Genomic DNA, 20,499 nt, shown 5'->3' with positions numbered 1-20,499 from the left:
CCGCCGAGCACTGTGTGTCTGTCCAGCCGGAGAACGACCTCCGGCGCACCCCGACGTTCGAACGATGAGGATGAGGATGGCTGCTGCTACGAGGTCCCGGTCACGCACGCCCGCCACCATGGCGGGGGCCGCCACGTTGATGCTGGCACTGGCCACCGCGTGTTCCTCCGGCGCGGACGGCGCCACGACAGGGGAGGGGAGCGCCGCCGCGCAGCCCAGGAGCGGCGGCACGCTGCGCCTGGCCGTCGAGAAGGAACCCGAGTGCCTGGACCCGCACCAGAGCCCCACCGAGTCGGCCAGGGCCCTCACCCGGCCGATCCTGGACTCGCTGGTCCACCAGGACGCGCAGGGAGCCATCGGTCCCTGGCTGGCCACGCGCTGGGAGGTCTCGCCGGACCGGCTCACCTACACCTTCGACCTCCGTCAGGGCGTGACGTTCACCGACGGGGAGAGGTTCGACGCCCAGGCGGTGGTCGCCAACCTCGACCACGTGGTGGCTCCGGAGACGAAGTCGCTGCTCGCCGGAAGCCTGCTCGCGGCCTACCGGTCGGCCAAGGCCGTCGGCCCCTCCACGGTCGAGGTCAGGCTCAAGCGGCCCGACTCGGGATTCCTCGCCGCGCTGGCCCTGCCCAACCTGGGCATCCAGTCCCCGCCCACCCTCAAGGGCTCCCCCTCCGCGCTGTGCGCGAAGATCGTCGGAACAGGCCCCTTCCGCAGTGACACGGGGCTCGTGCCGCAGAAGGGCATCGACTACGTCAGGAACCCCTCCTACGACTGGGCGCCGGAACCGCGTCGCGGCCCGGCACGGCTGGAGCGGATCGAGGTCAAGGTCGTGCCGGACAACGCCGCCCGGCTGGGCGCGCTCACCAGCGGCCAGGTCGACGCGGTCACCGGCCTGTCGCCGACGAGCCTCAACACGCTCAAGAGCACGCCCGGATTCACCCTGCACTCGACGCCGTTCCCCGGGATCAACTACAGCTACTGGCCCAACACCGCGAGCGGCCCGCTCAGCGACGTCAACGTGCGCAAGGCGCTGCGTACCGGCATCGACTGGGCGCAGATCGTGAAGAACGTCTACTTCGGCGTGTACGAAGGCGCCCAGGGGGTGCTCTCGTCCGGCACACCGGGCTACGACGGCTCGCTCGCCCCCGCCTACGCCCACGACCCGGCCGAGGCGGAGCGGCTGCTCGACCAGGCGGGCTGGACCGGGCGCGACGCGGCCGGGTACCGCACGAAGAACGGCAAACGTCTCACCCTGCGCCACATGTGGTCCGACGGGTCCGTGGCCAACCTCGCCACGCAGATCCAGTCCGCGGCGAAGGGACTCGGCGTCGAACTGGTCGAGGAGAACCTCGACGGCGGGACCTTCGTCAAGCGCCTGCTGGACGGTGACTACGAACTGATCGACACCAGCTTCTCCGCGCCGGGGCCGGACGTGTTGCGCGTCCTGTTCGGCGCCGACAACATCCCCACGCCCAAGCGCGGGATCAGCAACAACATGGCACGCTACGACAACCCGGAGGTGGAGGCAGGTTTCCGGCGCGCGCTCGGCGCCGAGAACCAGGCCGAGCAGCACCGCGCCTACGCCGAGGTGCAGAAGCGCATCACCGAGGACGCCGCGGTCCTGCCGATCTACTCGCCCCTGTCCACGGTGACCGTACGCGAGGGCGTCCGGGAGGTCGGCTTCAACGCCGACGGCACCCCCGACCTGTACGGCGCATGGCTCGCGTCCTGAACGTGCCCGCCGCCGAGGCGGCGGACGCGGAGCCCTCACGCCGTAGAAGCGGGGCGGCGCGTCTCGTGCTGGTGCGCGTGGCCGCCTCGGTGGCCGTGCTGTGGGGAGCGGTCACGGCGACGTTCCTGCTGCTGCGGGTGATGCCGGGCGGCACCGCCGACGTGCTGCTCGCCCGCTCCGCCGTCACCCCGGAGGTGCGCGAGCGGATCATCGCCGAGTACCGGCTCGACGATCCGCTCGTGGCGCAGTACCTCGCCTACCTCACCAGGATCGCGCGGGGGGAGTTCGGCGAGTCGTACGTGCTGCGCAGGCCGGTGTGGGACGCGATCGGATCCCAGCTCCCCGACACTCTGTTGCTGGTCCTGGCGACCCTGCTGGTCACGCTGGTCGCCTCCGTCCTGCTCGCCGTGGTGAGCGCGAACCGCCGGCGGTGGGTGCGCTCGTCGTTCTCCGCGACCGAGTCGCTGGTGGTGGCGCTGCCGCCCTTCTGGCTCGGGCTGCTGCTGCTGACGGTGTTCTCCTTCAACCTGCACTGGTTCCCGGCCATCGGCTCCTCCTCCCTGTCCGGCCTCGTGCTGCCGACCGCCGCGCTGGCCGCGGCGCCGGTCGCGGTGATGACGGGGGTGCTGCGCGACGGGTTGCTGCGCGCGCTGGAGGACCCGTTCGTGGTGACCGCCCGCTCGCGGGGCATCGGCGAGCTCGCGCTGCGCCTGCGGCACGTGCTGCGGCACGCGCTGCTGCCCGCCACCACGCTCCTTGGCTGGATCGCCGGCTCGCTCATCGGAGGCGCGGTGATCATCGAGATCGTCTTCTCCCGGCAGGGGATCGGACGGCTGGTGCTGTTCGCGGTGGAGAACAAGGACATGCCCGTGGTGATCGCGATCGTGCTGCTCACCGCGGTCGTGTTCGTGCTGGTCAACATCGTGGTCGACATCCTGGTCCGGGTGATCGACCCCAGGACGCGAGAGGCGGGGAGCCGGCCGTGACCAAGAGCTTCTGGCCGGGGGCGATCGTGCTGGCACTGCTGGCCGCGATGGCGCTCTTCCCGTCGCTGTTCACCGGGACGGACCCCGACGCGGCCGACCTGAACGCGACGCTGCGGCCGCCCGACGGCACGCACTGGCTCGGCACCGACCAGAACGGCAGGGACCTGTACGCCAGGATCGTTCACGGCGCCGGCCCCTCCCTGCTGATAGGCGCCGGCGCGGTCGGGCTCGCGCTGGCCGTGGGTGTCCTGGTCGGGGTCGCCGCCGCGCAGCTCGGCCGGACCATGGACCAGGTGCTCAGCAGATCGCTCGACGTGATCCTCTCCGTCCCCGGCCTGCTGCTGGTGTTCCTGGTCGTCGCGGTGCTGGGACCCGGCGGCGGCCCGGCCAGCGTGGGCCTGGCGGTGATCTCCCTGCCGGGCTTCGCCAGGGTGACACGCGCGGAGGTGATCAGGCTGCGCGGAGCGCACTACGTCGAGGCGGCCCACGGGTTCGGCTGGTCGCGCGTCCAGGTGATCCTGCGGCACATCCTGCCCAACGCGCTCGGCCCGGTCATGGTGCTGGCGACGGTGACCCTGGGAGCGATGATCGTGGCGGGCTCCTCGCTGAGCTTCGTGGGCCTGGGCCCCCAGCCGCCGACCGCCGAATGGGGCGCGATGCTCGCCGACAGCCAGGAGTTCCTCGCGATCGCCTGGTGGCCGGCGGCGTTCCCCGGGGCCGCCATCACGATCGCGGTCCTGTCCATCACCGTCGTCGGCGGGCACCTGCGGCAGCGGATCGAACGGGGGCGGACATGAGCCTGGCATCCGGCGACACGACGGACACGAGCCCGGCGCCGGGGGACACGAGGGAACTGCTGCGCGTCCGGGACCTCACCGTCGGCTTCTCGACGGGCCGCGGGCACGTCGACGCGGTGCGGGGCGTGTCCTTCCGCATCGACCGCGGGCAGGTGGTGGCGATCGTCGGTGAGTCAGGCTCCGGCAAGAGCGTCACCGCGCGCAGCCTGGTGGGACTGGCCGGCGACGGCGCCGACGTGCGGGCGGAAGAGCTCGTGTTCGACGGGCTCGACCTGCGCCGGGTGCGGGGCCGAGGCTGGCGTGCGCTGCGCGGGCGACGCGTCGGCTTCGTCCTGCAGGACGCCCTGGGCTCCCTCGACCCGCTGCGCCGCGTCGGCGCCGAGGTGGCGGAACCCCTGCGCGAGCACCGGACCGTGCCCTCGGGCGAGATCGGCGACGAGGTCGTACGGCTGCTCGACTCGGTGGGCGTCCCCCTGCCGGAGAGCCGGGCACGGCAGTACCCGCACGAGATGTCGGGCGGGCTGCGGCAACGCGCCCTGATCGCCTCGGCCCTGGCCGCGCGGCCCGACCTGCTGATCGCCGACGAGCCGACGACGGCGCTGGACGCGACGGTGCAGAGGCAGGTGCTCGCGCTGTTGCGCGAGCGCGCGGGCGACGGCACGGCGATCCTGCTCATCAGCCATGACCTCGGCGTCGTCGCGGAGATCGCCGACCACGTGTACGTGATGAAGGACGGGCGGTTCGTCGAGGACGGCCCGACGCGCGAGATGCTCCAGGCGCCCTCCCACCCCTACACCAGGACCCTGGTCGCCGCCGCGCTCGGGCAGGGACGGGGCCTGGCGCGGGGCGCGGGCGTCGCGTCGGCCGGCCCCGATGCGCGTCCCGGTCCCGGACGGGTGGTGCTGAGCGCCGAAGGGCTGGTCAAGAGGTACAGGCTGCCGGGCAAGGGCACGTTCACCGCGGTGGACGAGGTGTCGGTCGAGGTACGGGCCGGTGAGACGCTCGGCATCGTCGGAGAGTCGGGGTCGGGGAAGACGACCGTGGGTCGGCTGCTGCTGGGCCTGGCCGCGCCGGACGCCGGCCGGGTCGAGGTGAACGGGCGGACCTGGAGCGAACTGCGCGGCCCCGAACGGCGGGCGGCCCGCCGCCGGATCCAGATGATCTACCAGCACCCGCTCGCCTCCTTCGATCCCCGCTACACCGCGAGGCGGCTTCTCGAGGAGCCCCTGCGCGCGCAGGGCACCCCCGGCGCCGAACGCGCACGACGGGTGGCGGAACTCCTGGAGCACGTGGGCCTGGACGAGGAGGTGCTCGGCCGGCGGGCACGTGAGCTGTCCGGAGGCCAGCGGCAGCGCCTCGCGATCGCGCGGGCACTCGCCCCGCGACCGGACGTCATCATCTGCGACGAACCGGTCTCGGCCCTGGACGCGGTGATCCAGGCGCAGGTGCTCGACGTCCTGACCGGCGTTCAGGAAAGGCTCGGCGTGGCCTACGTATTCATTTCCCACGACCTGGGTGTCGTCCACAGGATCAGTCACGAAGTGGCGGTCATGAAAGACGGAAAAGTGGTCGAGTCCGGCGACATAAGAAAAGTGTTCGAAGCTCCGGAGCACCAATACACAAAGACCCTCCTGGAAGCGGTTCCCCGGATTCACCGGGCCGCTCGGGGAAGCGCATAAGCAATTCTTAATCGGCGCTGAACCGGCCTTGCCCAATATTTCGTTCCTGCCTAATGTCGTTGTCGTCGCACGGCACCGGCGGCGCCCTTTTCTTGTCTCGCCGAAGGATGAAGGAAATGACGGAAGCTCCGCCGTATCCGCAGAAACGCACCTGCCCGTATGAGCCGCCGCCCGGATATCGGGAGATCGGTGAGCGGGGGCCGGTGCTCAAGGTGACGCTCTTCGACGGCCGCGAGGCGTGGATGGTGACGGGGTACCGGGAGTCGCGGGAGATCCTCACCCACCCGAACCTGTCCTCGCAGCGCACCCACCCCGGGTTCCCCATCGTCGCCCCCCGCTTCCGCTCGCAGATCGCCCGCACCCTCGCGCTCATCGCGATGGACCCGCCCGTCCACGACATCTACCGGCGCTACCTCAACCCGCACTTCAGCCTCAAGACGGTTCGCGGAATGCGTCCCCAGCTTGAGGAGATCGTGTCCGGATACATCGACGCGATCATCGACCACGGCCCTCCCGCCGACCTGGTGCCGCTGCTCGCGGTGCCGCTCCCGTCCCTGGTGATCTGCCGGCATCTCGGCGTCCCCTACACCGACCACGACTTCTTCCAGGACGCCAGCGGCAAGGTGATGCTGGGCACCGAGCAGGAGTCGGCGACGGCGGCTCAGGACCTGGTCGACTACATCGACCGGCTGGTGGCCGCACAGATCAAGGAACCCACCGACGGCCTGCTCGGCACGCTGGTGAGGGAGCGGGTCATCCCCGGCGACGTCGGGCACGACGAGCTGGTCTCGATCGCGCTGGTGCTCCTGATCGCCGCTCACGAGACGACCTCCTCCTCTCTCGCCCTGGGCGTCATCACGCTGCTGGAGCACCCGGACCAGCTGGCGCTGGTGCTTCAGGACCCCTCCCGCCTGCCCGGCGCGATCGAGGAACTCCTGCGCTACATCGCGACCACGGACCTCGTCGCGACCAGGGTCGCCAAGGGGGACATCGAGATCGCGGGCCATCTCATCCGGGAGGGGGAGGGGGTGCTCGTCTCGGGCACCCTGGCCAACCGGGACGAGCAGGTGCACCGGCGGGCCCACGAGTTCGACGTCCTGCGCGAGGACACCCACCACCTCACCTTCGGGTTCGGCATCCACCAGTGCCTCGGCCAGAACCTGGCCCGGCTCGAACTGGAGGTCGCCCTGCACCAGCTGCTCACCCGGATCCCGGGGATACGGCTGGCCGTACCCGTGGACGAACTGCCCATCCTCGGCGCGGGCACCGTGCAGCGGGTGCTCCAGCTGCCGGTCGAATGGTGACGCCGGATGTGGGTGCGGGCGGATCGGGAGCGCTGCATCAGTGGCGGGCGCTGCATGGCCGCCACCTCCGAGGTCTTCGATCAGGACGATGACGGCCTGGTCGTCGTGCTCACCCCGCGGCCCGAGCCGCAGCAGGAGGAACGGGTCCGCAGGGCCGCCTTCCTCTGCCCGGCGCAGGCCATCCGGATCAGCGAGAAATCACCGGGGGACTGACCTCCCCACAGGGTCGGGCCGGCCCCGCACAAAGGCCGGCCGAAGAAAGCAGAAAAGATGACTCATTCGACGCACCCGTCGAAGGAGGCCGCGCGGCTCCCCTCGCTCACCGGGTTGAGATTCGTGGCGGCGTTCCTGGTGTTCGTGTGCCACGCCTGTGTCCTGGGTTTCTTCCACCGGGAGACCGCGGCCTCCCTGCAGACCTTCGCCTTCGCCTCGGGCTGGCTCGGCGTGGAGTTCTTCTTCGTGCTGAGCGGGTTCGTGCTGACCTGGTCGGTGCGGGAGGGACAGTCCAGGACGAGTTTCTGGCGCCGGCGCCTGGTCAAGGTCTACCCGGTCCACGTGGTGACCTGGCTGGCCGCGCTCGGCCTGGCCGTGTGGGCGGGCCAGGCCGTGGACCTGCCCAAGCTGCTGCCGAGCCTGCTGCTCGTGCACACCTGGTATCCCCGGATGGACGTGATCATCACGATCAACGTCGTCACCTGGTCCCTCGCCTGCGACCTGCTCTTCTATCTGGCCTTCCCCTTCCTGTACGCGCTCGTCCGCAGGATCTCCGCCCGGCGGCTGTGGTGGGCGGCCGGCGCCGTCGCCGCCGTGATCGCCCTGCTGCCCGCCGTCGCCCTCCTCGCCCTGCCGGGAACACCCCGGCTCCCCGGCCAGGACATGTCGTTCGTGCAGAACTGGTTCCTGGTCTCCTTTCCGCCGATCAGGGCGCTGGACTTCGTCCTCGGCATCATCATGGCCCGCATCGTGCTGACGGGCCGGCGGGTCCCGCTGGGCGTGGGCCGGGCGCTGCTGGTCCTGGCGGTGGGGTTCGCCCTGCAGATGTACCTGTGGCCGAGCGTCTACGGGCTCACCGCGACGATCGCGCTGCCGCTGGCGCTGCTGATCGCGGCCGTGGCCGCCGCGGACGAGCGGGGCGCCCCCACGCCGTTTCGCGGCCGGATCCTGCGCTGGCTGGGCGGGGTCTCGTACGCCTCCTACCTGGCGCACTTCCTGGTCCTGCACTTCGGGCACCTCGCGATCGGCGCGGAGCGGACATGGGACGTGCCTGCCGCCCTCGGCGTCATCGCGGTTCTGTTCGGGGTCACCACGGCGGCGGCGTGGGCACTGAACCGCCTCGTCGAGGAACCCGCGATGCGCGCGTGGGCACAGCCGCGCTCCCGTCCCCTGCCGCCCGTCGGCACGCTACGACCGGAGACCCCCGCCCCGGAACCGGCGAGCTGACCGCCCCCTCACACTCGCGACGACGGACGGAAAAAACGACAGGAGGCACCACATCGTGAACACTCCCATCCCGGCCGAGGACGAGCGGCTCTTCGCCTACCCCCAGGACCGGAGCTGCCCCTGGCAACCCTCCCCCGGATACCGGGGACTGGGGGAGCAGGGGCCGCTGCACCGGGTACGGCTGTGGGACGGCAAGTCCATCTGGATGGTGACCGGGCACGCGCAGGCACGGCGGTTGCTCGCCGACCCGCGTATGTCGGCCGACCGTTCCCGCGACGACTTCCCCGCGGTCCTGCCCCGGCTGGACGCCCCCATCTTCAAGCCCATCGCCATCATCGGGTTCGACCCGCCCGTGCACGACATCCACCGCCGCCTGCTCGCCCCCGACTTCAGCCTCAAGCAGGTGCGCGCTCTGCGCGCGAGCGTCGAGGAGCTCGCGGGCAGGCTGGTGGACGAACTGCTCCGCAAGGGGCCGCCCGCGGAGCTGGTCGAGGACTACGCGCTGCCGATCCCGTCCATGGTGATCTCGGAGCTGCTCGGCGTGCCGTACGACGACCACGCGTTCTTCGAGGCGATGACGAACGGGCTGCTCCAGGCCAAGAGCGCCCAGGACGCCGAGGCGGCGGGCCAGGCGCTCTGGGACTACCTGGACGGGCTGATCACCACCAAGGAACGTGAGCCCGGTGGGGCGGGGGTGCTGAGCAGACTGGTGGGTCAGGTCGACGAGGACGGCGACCTGACCCGGGAGGACCTGGTGCGCATCGCGCTGGCGCTGCTGATCGGAGGACACGACACGACGTCCCAGATGATCGCGCTCGGGGTGGTCACCCTGATGGAACACCCGGACCAGCTGGCGGCGCTGCGCGCGGACCCGGGTGTGCTGCCCGCCGCGGTGGACGAGTTGCTGCGGATGGTGTCGGTGACGGACGTCTCCGGAGTGCGGGTGGCGACCGAGGACATCGAGATCGACGGACACGTCATCCGGGCCGGAGAAGGAGTCCTGGTCTCCTCCTCGATGACCAACCGCGACCCCGCGGTCTTCTCCGACCCGTACCGGTTCGACATCCGCCGCGCCGGCGGGCACAACGCCGCCTCCGGCCGCCACCACCTCACGTTCGGGTTCGGCATCCACCAGTGCCTCGGCCAGAACCTGGCGCGGATGGAACTGGAGGTGGCGTTCTCCGTCCTCTTCGACCGGATCCCGGACCTGCGGCTCGCCGTGCCGCTGGACAGGCTGCCCACGCGCGGCGGCGGCACGATGCAGGGCGTGCACACCCTGCCCGTCGAGTGGTGAGAGGAGAAACGATGAAGGTGACCGCCGACCGGCGTCGCTGCATGGCCGCCGGCCACTGCGCGATCAGCGCGCCCGCGGTGTTCGACCACGGGGAGGACGGCCTGGTCGTCGTCCTGGACGCGGATCCGGGGGAGGACGCCCGGGAGGCCGTGGAGACGGCCGAGGACCTGTGTCCGTCCCGGGCGATCGCCGTCGCGCCCGCGGGCGCCGAGCGGATACCGAGCGGGTGACGCCGGGATCGGTGCGCCGGTGTGGGCCGGGGGAACGCGACGTCGCGTTCCACCGGCCCACACCGGTCCCGTCCCTCAGCGGTCGACGAACCGCATGCTCTGCTCGTTCCAGCGCTCCCCGTAGACCTCGTCGGAGGGAACGGCCGCCTCCACGGCGGCCAGGTCGGCCGGGGTGAGGCTCAGGAAGGCGGCGTCGACGTTCTCCTCCAGATGGGCGCGACGCCTCGTTCCCGGAATGGGGATCACGTCCGGCCCCCGGTGGTGCAACCACGCCAGCGCCAGTTGCGCCGCCGTGACCCGCAGTGAGGCGGCGAGCTCGACGAGACGGTCGGCCAGGGCGAGGTTGCGCGGCAGGTTGTCCGGGGCGAACCGGGGCAGCCCGAAGCGCCGGAAGTCGCCCTCCTCCAGCTGCTCGGGGGAACGGATGGCGCCGCTGAGGAAGCCCCGGCCCAGCGGGGAGTACGGCACCAGCGCGATGCCCAGCTCCCGGCACGTCGCCACGATCCGGCGCTCGATGTCTCGCGACCACAGCGACCATTCGGTCTGCAGCGCGGCGATCGGGGCCACCGCGTGGGCGCGCCGGATGGTCTCGGGCCCCGCCTCGCACAGTCCGATCTCGCGGATCTTGCCCGCGGCGGCGAGTTCGGCCATCGCGCCGACGGTCTCCTCGACACCGACCTCGGTGTCGACGCGGGTGAGGTAGAACAGGTCGATGTGGTCGACGCCGAGCCGCCGCAGCGAGGCCTCACAGCTTCGCCGGACGTAGCGGGCGTCCCCTCGGACGGCGGCGCCGACGCCCGGTCCGGGGCGCACCACGCCGAACTTGGTCGCCACGATCGCCGTCTCCCGCCGCCCGGCGACGGCCTTGCCGACGAGCTCCTCACCGGCGCCGTGGCCGTAGACGTCGGCGGTGTCCAGCAGTGTCGCCCCGAGATCGAGGGCACGCCGGATGGTCGCGATCGACTCGGCCTCCACCGTGGCGCCGTAGAACTCCGACATGCCGAGGCAGCCGAGGCCCTGCGCGCCCACGGTGAGGGATCCGATCCTGCGCGTGGGAAGTCGTGTCAGGGTCATCTGCGTTCTCCGTCCCGTTACCGCAGGTAGACGACGATCGACGACTCGTAGGTGTCGTGGGCGTCCTTGACCAGCGGCCGGAACTGGCGAAACCCGATGGCGCCGCGCAGCGGCCCCGCGACGACGACGGCGGGGAAGGTGGCGGCCTCGCCGGCGGTCAGCCGGGCGTCGTCGACCAGTCCTCCCGAGCGGATGACGTTGCCGTCGTTCAGCCGGATCTCCTCCCCGAAGTAGGCGATGAAATGGCCGTCGTGCTCCTGACGGTAGAGCATGCGGCCCGCCCCTCTGGTGTGGCCGAGCGGCTCGCCGTCCGAGCCGAATATCTCAAGCCTCACGGTGGCGAAATCCTTCTCCGTGGGCGTCGTCCCGGTGGGGTCGGGATTACTGGAGTGGTATTCGACGACCTTCTCGGTGAGATCGCGCAGGATCAGCGACCGGCCTGGCCGGCCGAGGGCGCCGACCCTTTCCGAGGTGGTTTCCGGTGGCGCCGCCACGAGTGGCAGGGCCCAGGAGTTCACGGTGTCGAGCACCGGTGAGATCCGAGCGGAAAGCACGCGGAAATCCATGGTCGCCTCCTGGGCGGAATTCCGAGCCGCCGTCCGGAACGCGGAGGCTCGCAGGAACCGACATTAGAAAGAACGGCTCAAGTGGTCCTAAAAGCGCGTGGCGTAGTCGCGGCCGGCCGTTTTCCGCCGGGTGGCCAGGGCGAGTTCCATCCGGGAGCTGACACCGGTCTTCCGGTAGATCCGGGTCAGGTGAACGTCGACGGTCCGCATGCTGATGGTGAGCCGGTCGGCGATCTCGCGGCGCTTCATGCCCGTGCAGATGAGCAGCGCGATCTCACGCTCGCGGTGCGTGAGCCGGCCGAACATCTCCACGGGGCCGGTCTCGGGTTCGAGTTCCGCGGCGGACGGCCCGCTCGTCTGCCTGCCGAGCCAGTCGAGCATGGTCGCCGCCCCTGACCGGCGTGCCATCTCGGCGGCGAGCCTGGCCGTGCGGGACGACCGTTCGGCGTGCCCCAGCTCGCCGAGCACGCGTGCGGCCTGTCCCAGCGCGTAGCACTGCTCGATTCCCATTCCCGTCGACGCGAAGCGGTCGGCCGCGTCCTGGTAGCACCTCGCCGCCTCGGCGAGCGAGCCCCGCACGCGGTGCAGATGCCCTCGGGTGAGGTCCGCGTAGGCGAGGTTGTGCGGCATCGGAACGGCCCGGGCGTGTTCCTGGCTGTTGCGTACCCAGCCGTCCAGGGGCATGCCGGCGTCCATTCCGGCGGCGCACAGCATCTCCCAGGCGGTGTTGCGGTAGGCCATGGGAATGGTCCGCAGCCCGGACCCCTTGCCCTCGTTGAGCAGGAGGGCGACGCAGTGCGCGGGGTCGTCGTCGAGCCACGCGCATCTGGCGAGGGTCAGCGCGGCGATCGAGGCGCTGCCGTTGACGTTGGCCTGCGACGGTGACTGCCTGGCCAGTGCCTGCTGGGCGAGGGACCTGGCCTTCCCGCTGCCCACCGGCTGCATCCAGACCTCGGCCGCGGACTTGAGCGCGACCGCCTGGGTGTGCCGCAGGGAGTTGTCAGGGCCGGACTCGATGATGGCGGCGTTGGCGGCCTCGCGGGCCTGTTCGAGCTGCCCGAGGTGGCGCTCGGCCTCACTGAGCAGCACCAGGAGCGCCGGGAGCAGGAAGATCCGCTGGCGGTGGCGGGCGACGTCGACGCCCCGCCGCACCTGCCGCTGGGCCTCCACGTAGCGGCCCAGGTAGAGATGGGCGAGGACGACCACGAACAGGCTCTCCAGGTGACACGCCACCAGGTGCTCCGGGGCGCGGTCCAGCGTCTCGCCCGCGGCGGTCGCGTCGGCCAGTGCCCGGTCCACCTCACCGGAGAAGGTCGCCTCCAGCGCCCGAAGACCGAGCAGGCCCGCGGCGGTGAGGTCGTCGCGGCCGGTACGGGCGACCTGAAGGGCCTGTTCCAGCTCGGCCCTGCCCGGTATCCGGCCGAGCATGGTCGTGCGGAAACCCCGCGCGAACACCAGCCGCGGCCAGACCGGTGAGCGTCGCAGGTCCTGCCGGGCGAGATACTCGTTGAGCAGGCCGAGTGTCTGCGCGTCCTGGCTCAGCACGGCCTCGACCATCGACACGGAGGCGACCTGCCCGGCCAGCGTGAGCGGGTCCACCGAGCCACCGGACTCGTGCACCAGGAAGAGCAGGTCCCGGCTCTCGGTCATCCGCCCGATCCGCCCGAACGCGGTGCTCAGTGCCAGCCGGGCGCGCATCCCGATCTCGCTGGAGACGGGTGCCTCGGCGATCACCGGTGTGAGCCAGGAGACGCACTCGGCGACGTCCGTCTCCATGATCTCGTAGGACGCGTCCACGATCCGCGCCAGCTCGCTCGCGCGGACCCGTGACAGCGAGCTGACCAGGTGGAAACCGAGCTGCTTGCCGGCCTGACCGCGGGCGGAGAGCAGGCCGAGGGCGCGCTGGTGGGCGCGGGTGGCCCAGCAGGGGTCGATCGTCCTGCGCAGCAGCGTGCCGAAGACCTCGTCGCGGATGGAGAACAGCGTGCCGATCGGCTCGACCCGCACCAGGTCACGCCGGACCAGGCCGCGCAGGGCGGCGGAGACCACCAGCGCGTCCAGTTCGGCGATCTCGGCGAGCAGTTCGACGTCGAACCGCGAGCGCAGGATCGCCGCGGCGTTCAGCACATAGCGCTCGTTCAGCGTGAGGCCCCGGACCTCGGTGAGCACGGTGAACTCGAACGGGGCGACGGCGGTGTCACTTCCGGACCACGTGCTGTGGTCGAGGGCCTGCAGGGCGCGGAGGCTGAACGGGTTGCCGCGGCTACGACGGCGAAGATCGTACGGAGCGGGGACGGGCGTCATGGCGAGCATCTGCTCGTCGCCGAGCGGCGCCAGCTCGATGCGCGCGGTGCGGCCGAAGGCCACGCCGAGGGAGACGGCCTCGGCCAGCGCCTCGGGCGTCTGCCGGGGACGCAGCGACACGACCACGTCCACCAGCGGCGGGGAGGCGCCTTCGGCGATCTCGGCCAGTTCGTGGAGGGTTCGCTTGTCGGCGAGGTGGGCGTCCTCGATCACCACCAGCTCGCGGTCCGGCTGCCGCCGGTGCCGTGACAGGCCGGCCACCCCCGGCGGTTGATGGCGTTCCGCGGACAGCCGGGCCCGCCGCAGCATCCTCCTGACGCTGTTCATCGTGCCCTCTCTGTCGCCGCGCGAGCAGCGGTAGACGGCGGCGGGCAGGACGGTCCACTGCCGGTCCCGCACGAGTGCGGAAAGCAGGTGCGTCTTGCCGGCCCCCGGTTCGCCGAACACGGCGACGAGGCGCCCCTCGCCTCCTGGTTCCCAGGTCAGGTGCTGCAGTCTGTCCAGTTCGGCGGTGCGTACCACGGCGACGGAAGCGGTGTCGGAGAGGCTCTCTTCGTGCGAACTCATCTCTGTGAAGACCCCAGGCGTTCGTGAAAGAAAGACGGCGGGTGGCCCTGGCCGCGCTCCCTTGTGCGTACGGGCCGGTGTTTCCTGTGGTGACGGTTTGCGAGGTTCCGCTGCCGGTCCCCTGATCCGGCGATAACCACTATTAGCCTACCTAATTAGTTGGTTTTTATCACCACCTGTCGCCGATGGGGCGTGCGGGAGGCCGGTCGCCCGCCGTCGAGGGGATGGGTGGTCCGGTCGCGGGCCCGCTCAGGACCGGTGGTCGCGTGTGGTGATCCCCTCCAGGACGAGGCGCAGGAGGCGAGGGCTGTCGTCCCTGTCCGGCAGGGACTGCTCACGCACCCAGGCGGCACCGCTGAGAAGGTCGAACAGTTCGCCGGGGGTCAGATCGGCGCGTACCAGGCCGGCGGCCTGTGCGGCGCGAAGCAGGTCCGCGCCGCCGTGATGCATCGCGTTGCACATGGTGTACGAGGGGGTCCCCTCGTCGTACATGCTCTGCGCGAGGATGCCGACCAGCCCTCGGAAGGTGCTGAAGTGCCGCACCGCCCGCTCCATCCACTCCGCCAGGGCCCCCAACGGGTCGGGGGAGGAGAGCAGTCGCTCGGCGTGGGCGACGAGATCGGCCAGCCCGTCCCTGGTGGCGGCCTCCACCAGGGAGGCGCGGACGGGGAAGTGCCGGTACAGCGTGCCGATCGCCACGCCGGCCTGGGCGGCGATGTTCTCCAGGGACGCCTCGGAGCCGTCGGCCTCGAACGCCTTGCGGGCCGCGGCCAGGATCGCGTCGTAGTTGCGCCGGCCGTCGGCGCGTTTGGGGCGCTGGGCGATGTGGGGCGTGCCGGTCGTCATCGAACCTCCCGCTTGACATCCTGAGGCAGCCTCAGCTTGACTCTTCTCATCCAAGCTGAGACGTCCTCAGTATAGTTCCGGCCTCTAACCTGAGGATGCCTCAGTATGTGTCCGGGTGATCGGCATCGGAGGTTCCATGAGTACCGACAGCGTCTCCGAGGGGATTCCGGCCAGGGACGCCCCTGCCCGGCCGTGGGCGCTCACGCTCACCGCGATCGTCGGCGCGGAGTTCATGCTGCAGCTCGACGGCACCATCGTGAACGTCGCGCTGCCGACCCTGCAGTCCGACCTGGGACTCTCGATCACCGGCGGGTCGTGGGTGCCGAACGGTTTCCTCCTCGCCTTCGGCGGGCTTCTGCTGCTCGCGGGCCGGCTCGGCGACGTGCTCGGCCACCGCCGGGTCTTCCTCGCCGGAATCGGGCTGGTCGTCGTGGCCTCGCTGATCGCCGGTCTCGCGCCCAACCTGGAGGTCCTGCTGGTCGGCCGGGTCCTGCAGGGGGCCGGCGCGGCGATCGCCGGCCCGACCGGCCTGGCGCTGCTCGCGATCGTCTTCGAAGGAGAGCGCCGCCAGCGCGCCTTCGGCCTGTACTCCACCGTCACCGGCCTGGGGGCCTCCGCCGGCATGGTCCTGGGTGGCGTACTGACCTGGGCGGGGGACTGGCGCTGGAGCCTGCTGGTCAACGTGCCCATCGGCCTGCTCATCATCGCCGTCTCCGCCAAGGTGCTGGGTCTGCGTGACGAGGCCACCCGGCCGCGCCCGCTCGGCCTGCCGAGCGCCCTGCTGGGCACCGCAGCCGTCACCGCCGCCGTCTACGGGCTGGTACGCGCCGCCGAGAGCGGCTGGGGCGACACCGGGGCACTGAGCTCACTCGCGGCGGCGGTCCTGCTGGCGGCGGCGCTGCTGATATGGGACCGGCGCACCGAGGAGCCGCTTCTGCCGCTGGTGGTCTTCGCCGGCAGGCAGAGGGCCGGAGCCCTGCTGTGCCTGCTGCTGCTCGCGGCGGTACTCACCGGTTTCCTGATCTATCTGGTCCAGTACCTGCAGGGTGTGCTCGGGCTGGACGCGCTGCGCAGCGGGCTGGCCATCCTCCCCTTCGGCCTGGCGCTGCTCGTCGTCACCCAGCTGCTCACCAAGCACATCGCGAGCGTGAGCCTGCAGACCCGAGCGGTGCTCGGCCTGGTCGTGGTGCTGGCCGGGGTGGCCTGGCTGACCCGCCTCGACGCCGGCAGCACCTACCTGACCGGCGTGCTCCCGGCGCTCGTCGTCATGGGACTCGGCGTCGGAGTCGCCATCATCCCGTTCAACATGATCATTCTGACCACCGCCCCGCCCGAGTACGCGGGCGTCACCGCGGGCCTGCTGCAGACGGCACTGACCGTCGGAGGGTCACTGGGCCTGGCGGCCCTGCTGATCCCGTTCACCGAAGGAGGCGGTGGCATCGCGGCGAACATCTCGTCGGTGTTCGTCTGGGCCTGCGCGGCGATCGTGCTGGCACTGGCGGTGGCGCTGCTCTTCTGGTTCGGTCCCGGGGCGCGCCGGGCCGCGGCCCAGGGCTGAGCGGGAGGTGAGCTCCGGCACCGTCCCGCGAGGGGGACGGTGCCGGAGGCATCAGCCCGCGATCGCGTAGTCGGTGTCCGCCTCGAGGATCGCGAACTGCAGCCTGCGCATCGTCCTGCGCGGATCGAGGCCGAGTTCCTCCCGCAGCGCCTGCCGGGCGGACTGGAAGACCTCCAGCGCCTCGGCCCTCCGGCCGGAGCGGTAGAGGGCCAGCATGAGGTGCTCGCGGAGGTTCTCGTTCAGCGGGTACTCCTCGACCCACGCCGACAGGTCACCGATCAGCTCCCGGTGCCTGCCGAGCCGCAGCGAGCAGCGCGCGACCGTCTCCAGGCACTCCAGTCGCACCTCCTCCGCCCACCGGGCGAAGGTGCCCACGATGAGCCCGTTGTTGATCCCCGCCAGGACCGGCCCGCGAAACAGGCCGGCCGCTGCGGCGGAGACCTCCAGCGCCCGCTCGGGCTCGCTCTCCGGTACGGCGCGCGCCTCGGCGTGCAGGGCCCGCAGGAGGAACACGTCGACCGACGACCTCTCGACCTCCAGCAGGTATCCCTGCGCGTGGGTCCGGATCGTCGCGCCCTCGACCGCCGGCTGGACGAAATTCTTGCGCAGGTGGGAGATGTAGACGTGCAGCGCGGCACGAGCCCGCCGGGGCGGCTCGTTCCCCCACAACTCGTCGATCAGCTCATCCGTCGAGACCGGCTGGTTCGCGCGGATCAGCAGGGTGGCCAGCAAGGTCTCCACCTTGGGCGCGTTGACCGTGCGCGTTCTCTCGTCCACCAGTTGCAGCGGCCCGAGCAGTTCGTATCTCATCTGTCTCCCGAGTGGCTTGAGCCTGGCATCAAGTGGTGATCGACCCTTTTTTGCCGGGTAGCGCCATTCTTGCGACGGATGAGCGGGTTGCCATCAGCGGAAGTGCGTACGAACCCACCGGCGAGTGCGTAGTCACCGCCCCCGCCGGAACACGCCCGGCTCCCGCCCCGGGTGGCCGATCTCCCGCACCGGTCACCCGGGGCGGGAGCCGGCCGCGACGCCGTGGCCGACTCCCGGTGAGAACGGAACTCGGGGGCCGAGCCGGTTGTCCCGGGCGCCGGGACCGCAGGCTCAGCCGGCGGCGCCGAACCACCTGGACAGCCCGCTGACCAGCTCCTGCTGGTCCTCGCCGACCCACGCCACGTGGCCGTCCGGCCGCAGCAGCACGGCGGGCACGTCCAGCTCCTCGCCGCCGTCGACGACGTGGTCGACCCGGCCCTCCCAGCCCGCCACCGAGAGCCGGCCGGTCTGGTCGAGCAGCAACCCGCGACCTTCGTGCGTCAACTCGTAGAGACGACCGTTCTTCAGCGCCACGTCCCGCATCCGCCGGCCGAGCAGTTCGTGCCCCCCGCCGAAGTCGTAGCGGACCCCGATCGCGACGATTTTTTCGATCAGATACCGGTTCACCTCCTCGAAGTCCATCAGTTCCGACAACAGGCGGCGCACAGAGCGAGGGCCGGGCTCGGTGGACAACAGCTCCATCTGGGCGCGGGTGTTGTCCAGCACGTCGGCGGCCACCGGATGCCGTTCGGTGTGGTAGCTGTCCAGCAGTCCTTCCGGTGCCCAGCCGCCGACCTCGGCGGCCAGCTTCCAGCCGAGGTTGAACGCGTCCTGGATGCCGAGGTTGAGCCCCTGTCCGCCGACCGGGGGGTGGATGTGCGCCGCGTCACCGGCCAGCAGCACCCGGCCGGTCCGGTAACGCTCCGCCTGCCGGGTGGCGTCACCGAAGCGAGACAGCCAGCGCGGTGAGTGCACGCCGAAGTCGGTGCCGGAGAAGACCCGCAGCTGTCGCTTGAACTCCTCCAGCGACGGCGGGGCCGAGCGGTCCTCGACCACCCCCTCGGCCGGAACGACGACGCGGTACACGCCTTCCCCGAAGGGGCCGAGGCCGAACCGCAGGTTGGTCTTGCGGACCTCGGTGACCACGGCGGCGACCGTCTCCGGCGGCACGCCCACCTCCATCTCGCCCAGCAGCGTGTCGTTCCTGGAGGGCTCGCCGGGGAAGGCGACACCGAGCAGCCTGCGCACCGTGCTGCGGCCACCGTCGCAGCCGACGAGGTAGCGCGAGCGCAGCCGCGTGCCGTCGGCCAGCTCGGCGGTCACCCCCTCCTCGTCCTGGCTCAGCCCGACCAGCTCGTGGCCGCGCCGGATCTCCGCGCCGAGCTCGGTGGCACGCTCGGCCAGCAGGCGATCGGTGACGGGCTGCGGGATGCCGAGGACGTAGGGATGCGTGGTGTCCAGCCGGTCGGGCGCGGGCTTGGCGAGGCCTGCGAAGAAACCGCCGAGCGGGTGCTTCCTGCCGTTCGCGAGGAACCTCTCCAGCAGGCCACGCTGGTCCATCACCTCGATGCTGCGCACGTGCAGGCCTAGCGCGCGGACATACCCGGCTGGCTCCGCTTCCTTCTCCAGCACGAGCACGCGCACCCCGTGCAGCCGCAACTCGGCGGCGAGCATCAGGCCGGTCGGCCCGCCGCCGACGATGATCACGTCGATCATGAAGATCCCCCATTCGACAGAGTTCGCTTTTCGGCCGGCTGCTCCGCGTGGTCCGGCGGCGCGCACACCCGCGTCCTCGCGCCGGGTGCCCGCGACCGCACCGCGAGTTCCACCGGTGGTCCGGCGTCTCGCATGACCCGTACGTCGATCGGCGAAGAACGCGTACTTCGCGGACCCCTGATTCCCCCAGGTTCCGGCCTCGGGCCATGATTCTGCGGCATGACCCGGGTCTTGCCGCAAGCCCCCCGGTGCGCTATACGTTGAGAGTGGCAGGTAGTGGGTGATTTCCCGAACTTCGCCGTTTGTCGATTTCACCGGTCGCCGTTCGTCGCGGCCGCGCGGTCTTCTCCCGAAGCGATGACGCGTCGCGTACGGCGTCCGTCCAGCCGAGCCCGTTCGCCCAGGTCGTGGACGCTATCGTCCTCCGACCTCGTCTCCCGTCCGTTGCCGGAACCCGTCGATCCGGCCGGGCGCCGAACCGGGCGCCGCGAGATTCACGGCGCTGCCGTCGGAGAGTCCTCCTCAGGGGCGGCCCCGTCGGCGGAGCGGCGCGGGGCGGGGGCGGTCGTGAAGCGCAGGGAGATCGGGGGAGCGAGGAGAAGGTGCCGGACCGGGGTTTCGGGATTGGCGATGCGCTGGATGAGCAGGTCGACGGCGTGGGCGCCGAGCTGGTCGGCGGGGACGTCGGCCGCGGTGAGAGGCGGGTGGAGGTTCTCGGCCCAGTGCTGGGCCGCGACGCCGGTGACGGAGAAGTCCCGGGGGATCTCCAGACCGGCGTGCCGCAGGGCCCGGTAGACGCCGGGGAGCGCGGCCTCGTTGATGGTGGCCAGAGCGGTCACCTCGGGGTGGTCGGCCAAAAGCCGCTCCACGCACGTGTGCCCCGCTGAGGCGTCGTCGGCACAGCACAGTTCGACGCCTGTCAGGCCACGTTCGGCGATGGTCCTGGCGAAGCCCGCCTGGGCGCGGTGGCCCGGCCCGTAACCGGCGGCGACGAGCTCGGCGGAGCGGTTGACCAGCGCGATGTGCCGGTGCCCGAGATCGGCCAGATGCTGCACGCATCGGGAGATCAGCGTCTCGTAGTCGACGTCCACCCAGCACATGTCCTCGGGCTCGGCGGTACGGCCGATGCCGACGAACGGCAGGCCGGTCTGCTGGAGCCGGGTGACCCTGTCGTCCCGCAACCGGATCTCCATCAGGATGATCCCGTCCACCCGGCTGCCGGTGACGACCCGCTCGAAGGAGCGGTCGTGCTCGCCGCCGGACGGCGAGAGCAGGACGTCGAGGTCGGCCCGGGCCGCGGCGTCGACCACGCTGGCCACGAATCCCAGCTGCATGTCGGTGAGCCGCTGGCTGGCCGGCGGGATGACCAGGCCCAGCGTGCGGGTGCGGCCCTCCTTCAGTGCCCGGGCGCTGGCGTTGGGCCGGTAACCGAGCTCGTCGATGACGTCCTGGATGCGTCGCCGGGTCTGTTCCGACAGCGAGCGTTTGCCGCTGAGCGCGTAGGACACCGTGCTCCGCGATACCCCTGCCCGCCGGGCGATCTCCCCGATGTTCATCGAGACTCCTCAAAAATCCGGATCGACACAGACACAT

The 20,499-nt window shown here is 71.2% G+C and carries 17 protein-coding genes; 10 read left to right on the top strand and 7 right to left on the bottom strand.

Features of this window, described 5'->3' with window-relative positions:
• Positions 1-76: 76 nt before the first annotated feature.
• The 9 genes from ACFY3D_RS34540 to ACFY3D_RS34500 all read left to right on the top strand — a co-directional run bounded on the left by ACFY3D_RS34540 (position 77) and on the right by ACFY3D_RS34500 (position 9,465).
• Positions 77-1,735 (top strand): ABC transporter substrate-binding protein, encoded by a 1,659-nt coding sequence (locus tag ACFY3D_RS34540; RefSeq protein ID WP_389987586.1) that lies wholly within the window; start codon positions 77-79, stop codon positions 1,733-1,735.
• Positions 1,720-2,721 carry an ABC transporter permease gene (locus ACFY3D_RS34535; protein WP_389987583.1) on the top strand — a complete coding sequence of 334 codons (1,002 nt, stop codon included), beginning with the start codon at positions 1,720-1,722 and terminating at the stop codon, positions 2,719-2,721. Before ACFY3D_RS34540 ends, ACFY3D_RS34535 begins: the two co-directional genes overlap by 16 nt.
• The gene (locus ACFY3D_RS34530; protein ID WP_389987580.1) at positions 2,718-3,518 is read left to right on the top strand and encodes an ABC transporter permease; all 801 of its coding nucleotides are present in this window, start codon (positions 2,718-2,720) and stop codon (positions 3,516-3,518) included. The genes ACFY3D_RS34535 and ACFY3D_RS34530 overlap by 4 nt, the downstream gene beginning before the upstream one ends.
• Complete coding sequence (locus ACFY3D_RS34525) at positions 3,515-5,197, top strand: dipeptide ABC transporter ATP-binding protein (protein WP_389987577.1); 1,683 nt, start codon at positions 3,515-3,517, stop codon at positions 5,195-5,197. The genes ACFY3D_RS34530 and ACFY3D_RS34525 overlap by 4 nt, the downstream gene beginning before the upstream one ends.
• 116 nt (positions 5,198-5,313) lie before the next feature.
• The gene (locus tag ACFY3D_RS34520; protein ID WP_350950127.1) at positions 5,314-6,501 is read left to right on the top strand and encodes a cytochrome P450; all 1,188 of its coding nucleotides are present in this window, start codon (positions 5,314-5,316) and stop codon (positions 6,499-6,501) included.
• 6 nt (positions 6,502-6,507) lie between these two features.
• A complete protein-coding gene (locus ACFY3D_RS34515) occupies positions 6,508-6,714 on the top strand; it encodes a ferredoxin (RefSeq protein WP_350950126.1) in 207 nt (68 codons plus the stop codon).
• 57 nt (positions 6,715-6,771) lie between these two features.
• Positions 6,772-7,941, top strand: coding sequence for an acyltransferase family protein (locus ACFY3D_RS34510; protein ID WP_389987574.1), 1,170 nt, complete (start codon positions 6,772-6,774; stop codon positions 7,939-7,941).
• Between the two features lie 55 nt (positions 7,942-7,996).
• On the top strand, positions 7,997-9,235 hold the full coding sequence (locus tag ACFY3D_RS34505) for a cytochrome P450 (RefSeq protein WP_389987571.1): 1,239 nt from the start codon (positions 7,997-7,999) through the stop codon (positions 9,233-9,235).
• 11 nt (positions 9,236-9,246) lie between these two features.
• Positions 9,247-9,465: a ferredoxin gene (locus tag ACFY3D_RS34500; RefSeq protein ID WP_350950123.1), complete on the top strand. Its 219-nt coding sequence runs from the start codon at positions 9,247-9,249 to the stop codon at positions 9,463-9,465.
• 75 nt (positions 9,466-9,540) lie between these two features.
• Here the strand turns inward: ACFY3D_RS34500 and ACFY3D_RS34495 are convergent, their stop codons facing one another.
• From ACFY3D_RS34495 to ACFY3D_RS34480, 4 genes are all read right to left on the bottom strand, one after another.
• Positions 9,541-10,539: an aldo/keto reductase gene (locus ACFY3D_RS34495; protein WP_362904385.1), complete on the bottom strand. Its 999-nt coding sequence runs from the start codon at positions 10,537-10,539 to the stop codon at positions 9,541-9,543.
• 17 nt (positions 10,540-10,556) lie between these two features.
• Positions 10,557-11,105: a hypothetical protein gene (locus tag ACFY3D_RS34490; RefSeq protein ID WP_350950121.1), complete on the bottom strand. Its 549-nt coding sequence runs from the start codon at positions 11,103-11,105 to the stop codon at positions 10,557-10,559.
• A gap of 87 nt (positions 11,106-11,192) precedes the next feature.
• Positions 11,193-13,976, bottom strand: a complete 2,784-nt coding sequence (locus ACFY3D_RS34485; RefSeq protein ID WP_389987568.1) for a LuxR C-terminal-related transcriptional regulator — start codon at positions 13,974-13,976, stop codon at positions 11,193-11,195.
• Positions 13,977-14,225: 249 nt separating this feature from the next.
• Positions 14,226-14,822, bottom strand: coding sequence for a TetR/AcrR family transcriptional regulator (locus ACFY3D_RS34480; RefSeq protein ID WP_389987565.1), 597 nt, complete (start codon positions 14,820-14,822; stop codon positions 14,226-14,228).
• Between the two features lie 136 nt (positions 14,823-14,958).
• On the opposite strand from ACFY3D_RS34480, the gene ACFY3D_RS34475 reads away from it, so the two are divergent.
• Positions 14,959-16,380, top strand: a complete 1,422-nt coding sequence (locus ACFY3D_RS34475) for an MFS transporter (RefSeq protein WP_389987562.1) — start codon at positions 14,959-14,961, stop codon at positions 16,378-16,380.
• Between the two features lie 51 nt (positions 16,381-16,431).
• On the opposite strand, the gene ACFY3D_RS34470 is transcribed toward ACFY3D_RS34475, so the two are convergent.
• From ACFY3D_RS34470 to ACFY3D_RS34460, 3 genes are all read right to left on the bottom strand, one after another.
• Positions 16,432-17,190 carry an AfsR/SARP family transcriptional regulator gene (locus ACFY3D_RS34470; protein ID WP_350950117.1) on the bottom strand — a complete coding sequence of 253 codons (759 nt, stop codon included), beginning with the start codon at positions 17,188-17,190 and terminating at the stop codon, positions 16,432-16,434.
• Between the two features lie 291 nt (positions 17,191-17,481).
• On the bottom strand, positions 17,482-18,906 hold the full coding sequence (gene rox / locus ACFY3D_RS34465) for a rifampin monooxygenase (protein WP_389987559.1): 1,425 nt from the start codon (positions 18,904-18,906) through the stop codon (positions 17,482-17,484).
• Between the two features lie 494 nt (positions 18,907-19,400).
• On the bottom strand, positions 19,401-20,462 hold the full coding sequence (locus ACFY3D_RS34460; RefSeq protein ID WP_389987556.1) for a LacI family DNA-binding transcriptional regulator: 1,062 nt from the start codon (positions 20,460-20,462) through the stop codon (positions 19,401-19,403).
• Positions 20,463-20,499 lie beyond the last annotated feature (37 nt).

The sequence above is a fragment of the Streptosporangium sp. NPDC000509 genome (genome assembly GCF_042898365.1).
GTDB lineage: Bacteria > Actinomycetota > Actinomycetes > Streptosporangiales > Streptosporangiaceae > Streptosporangium.
Note: the sequence above shows the minus strand (reverse complement) of the source record. Positions and strands in the feature narration are given on the sequence as shown.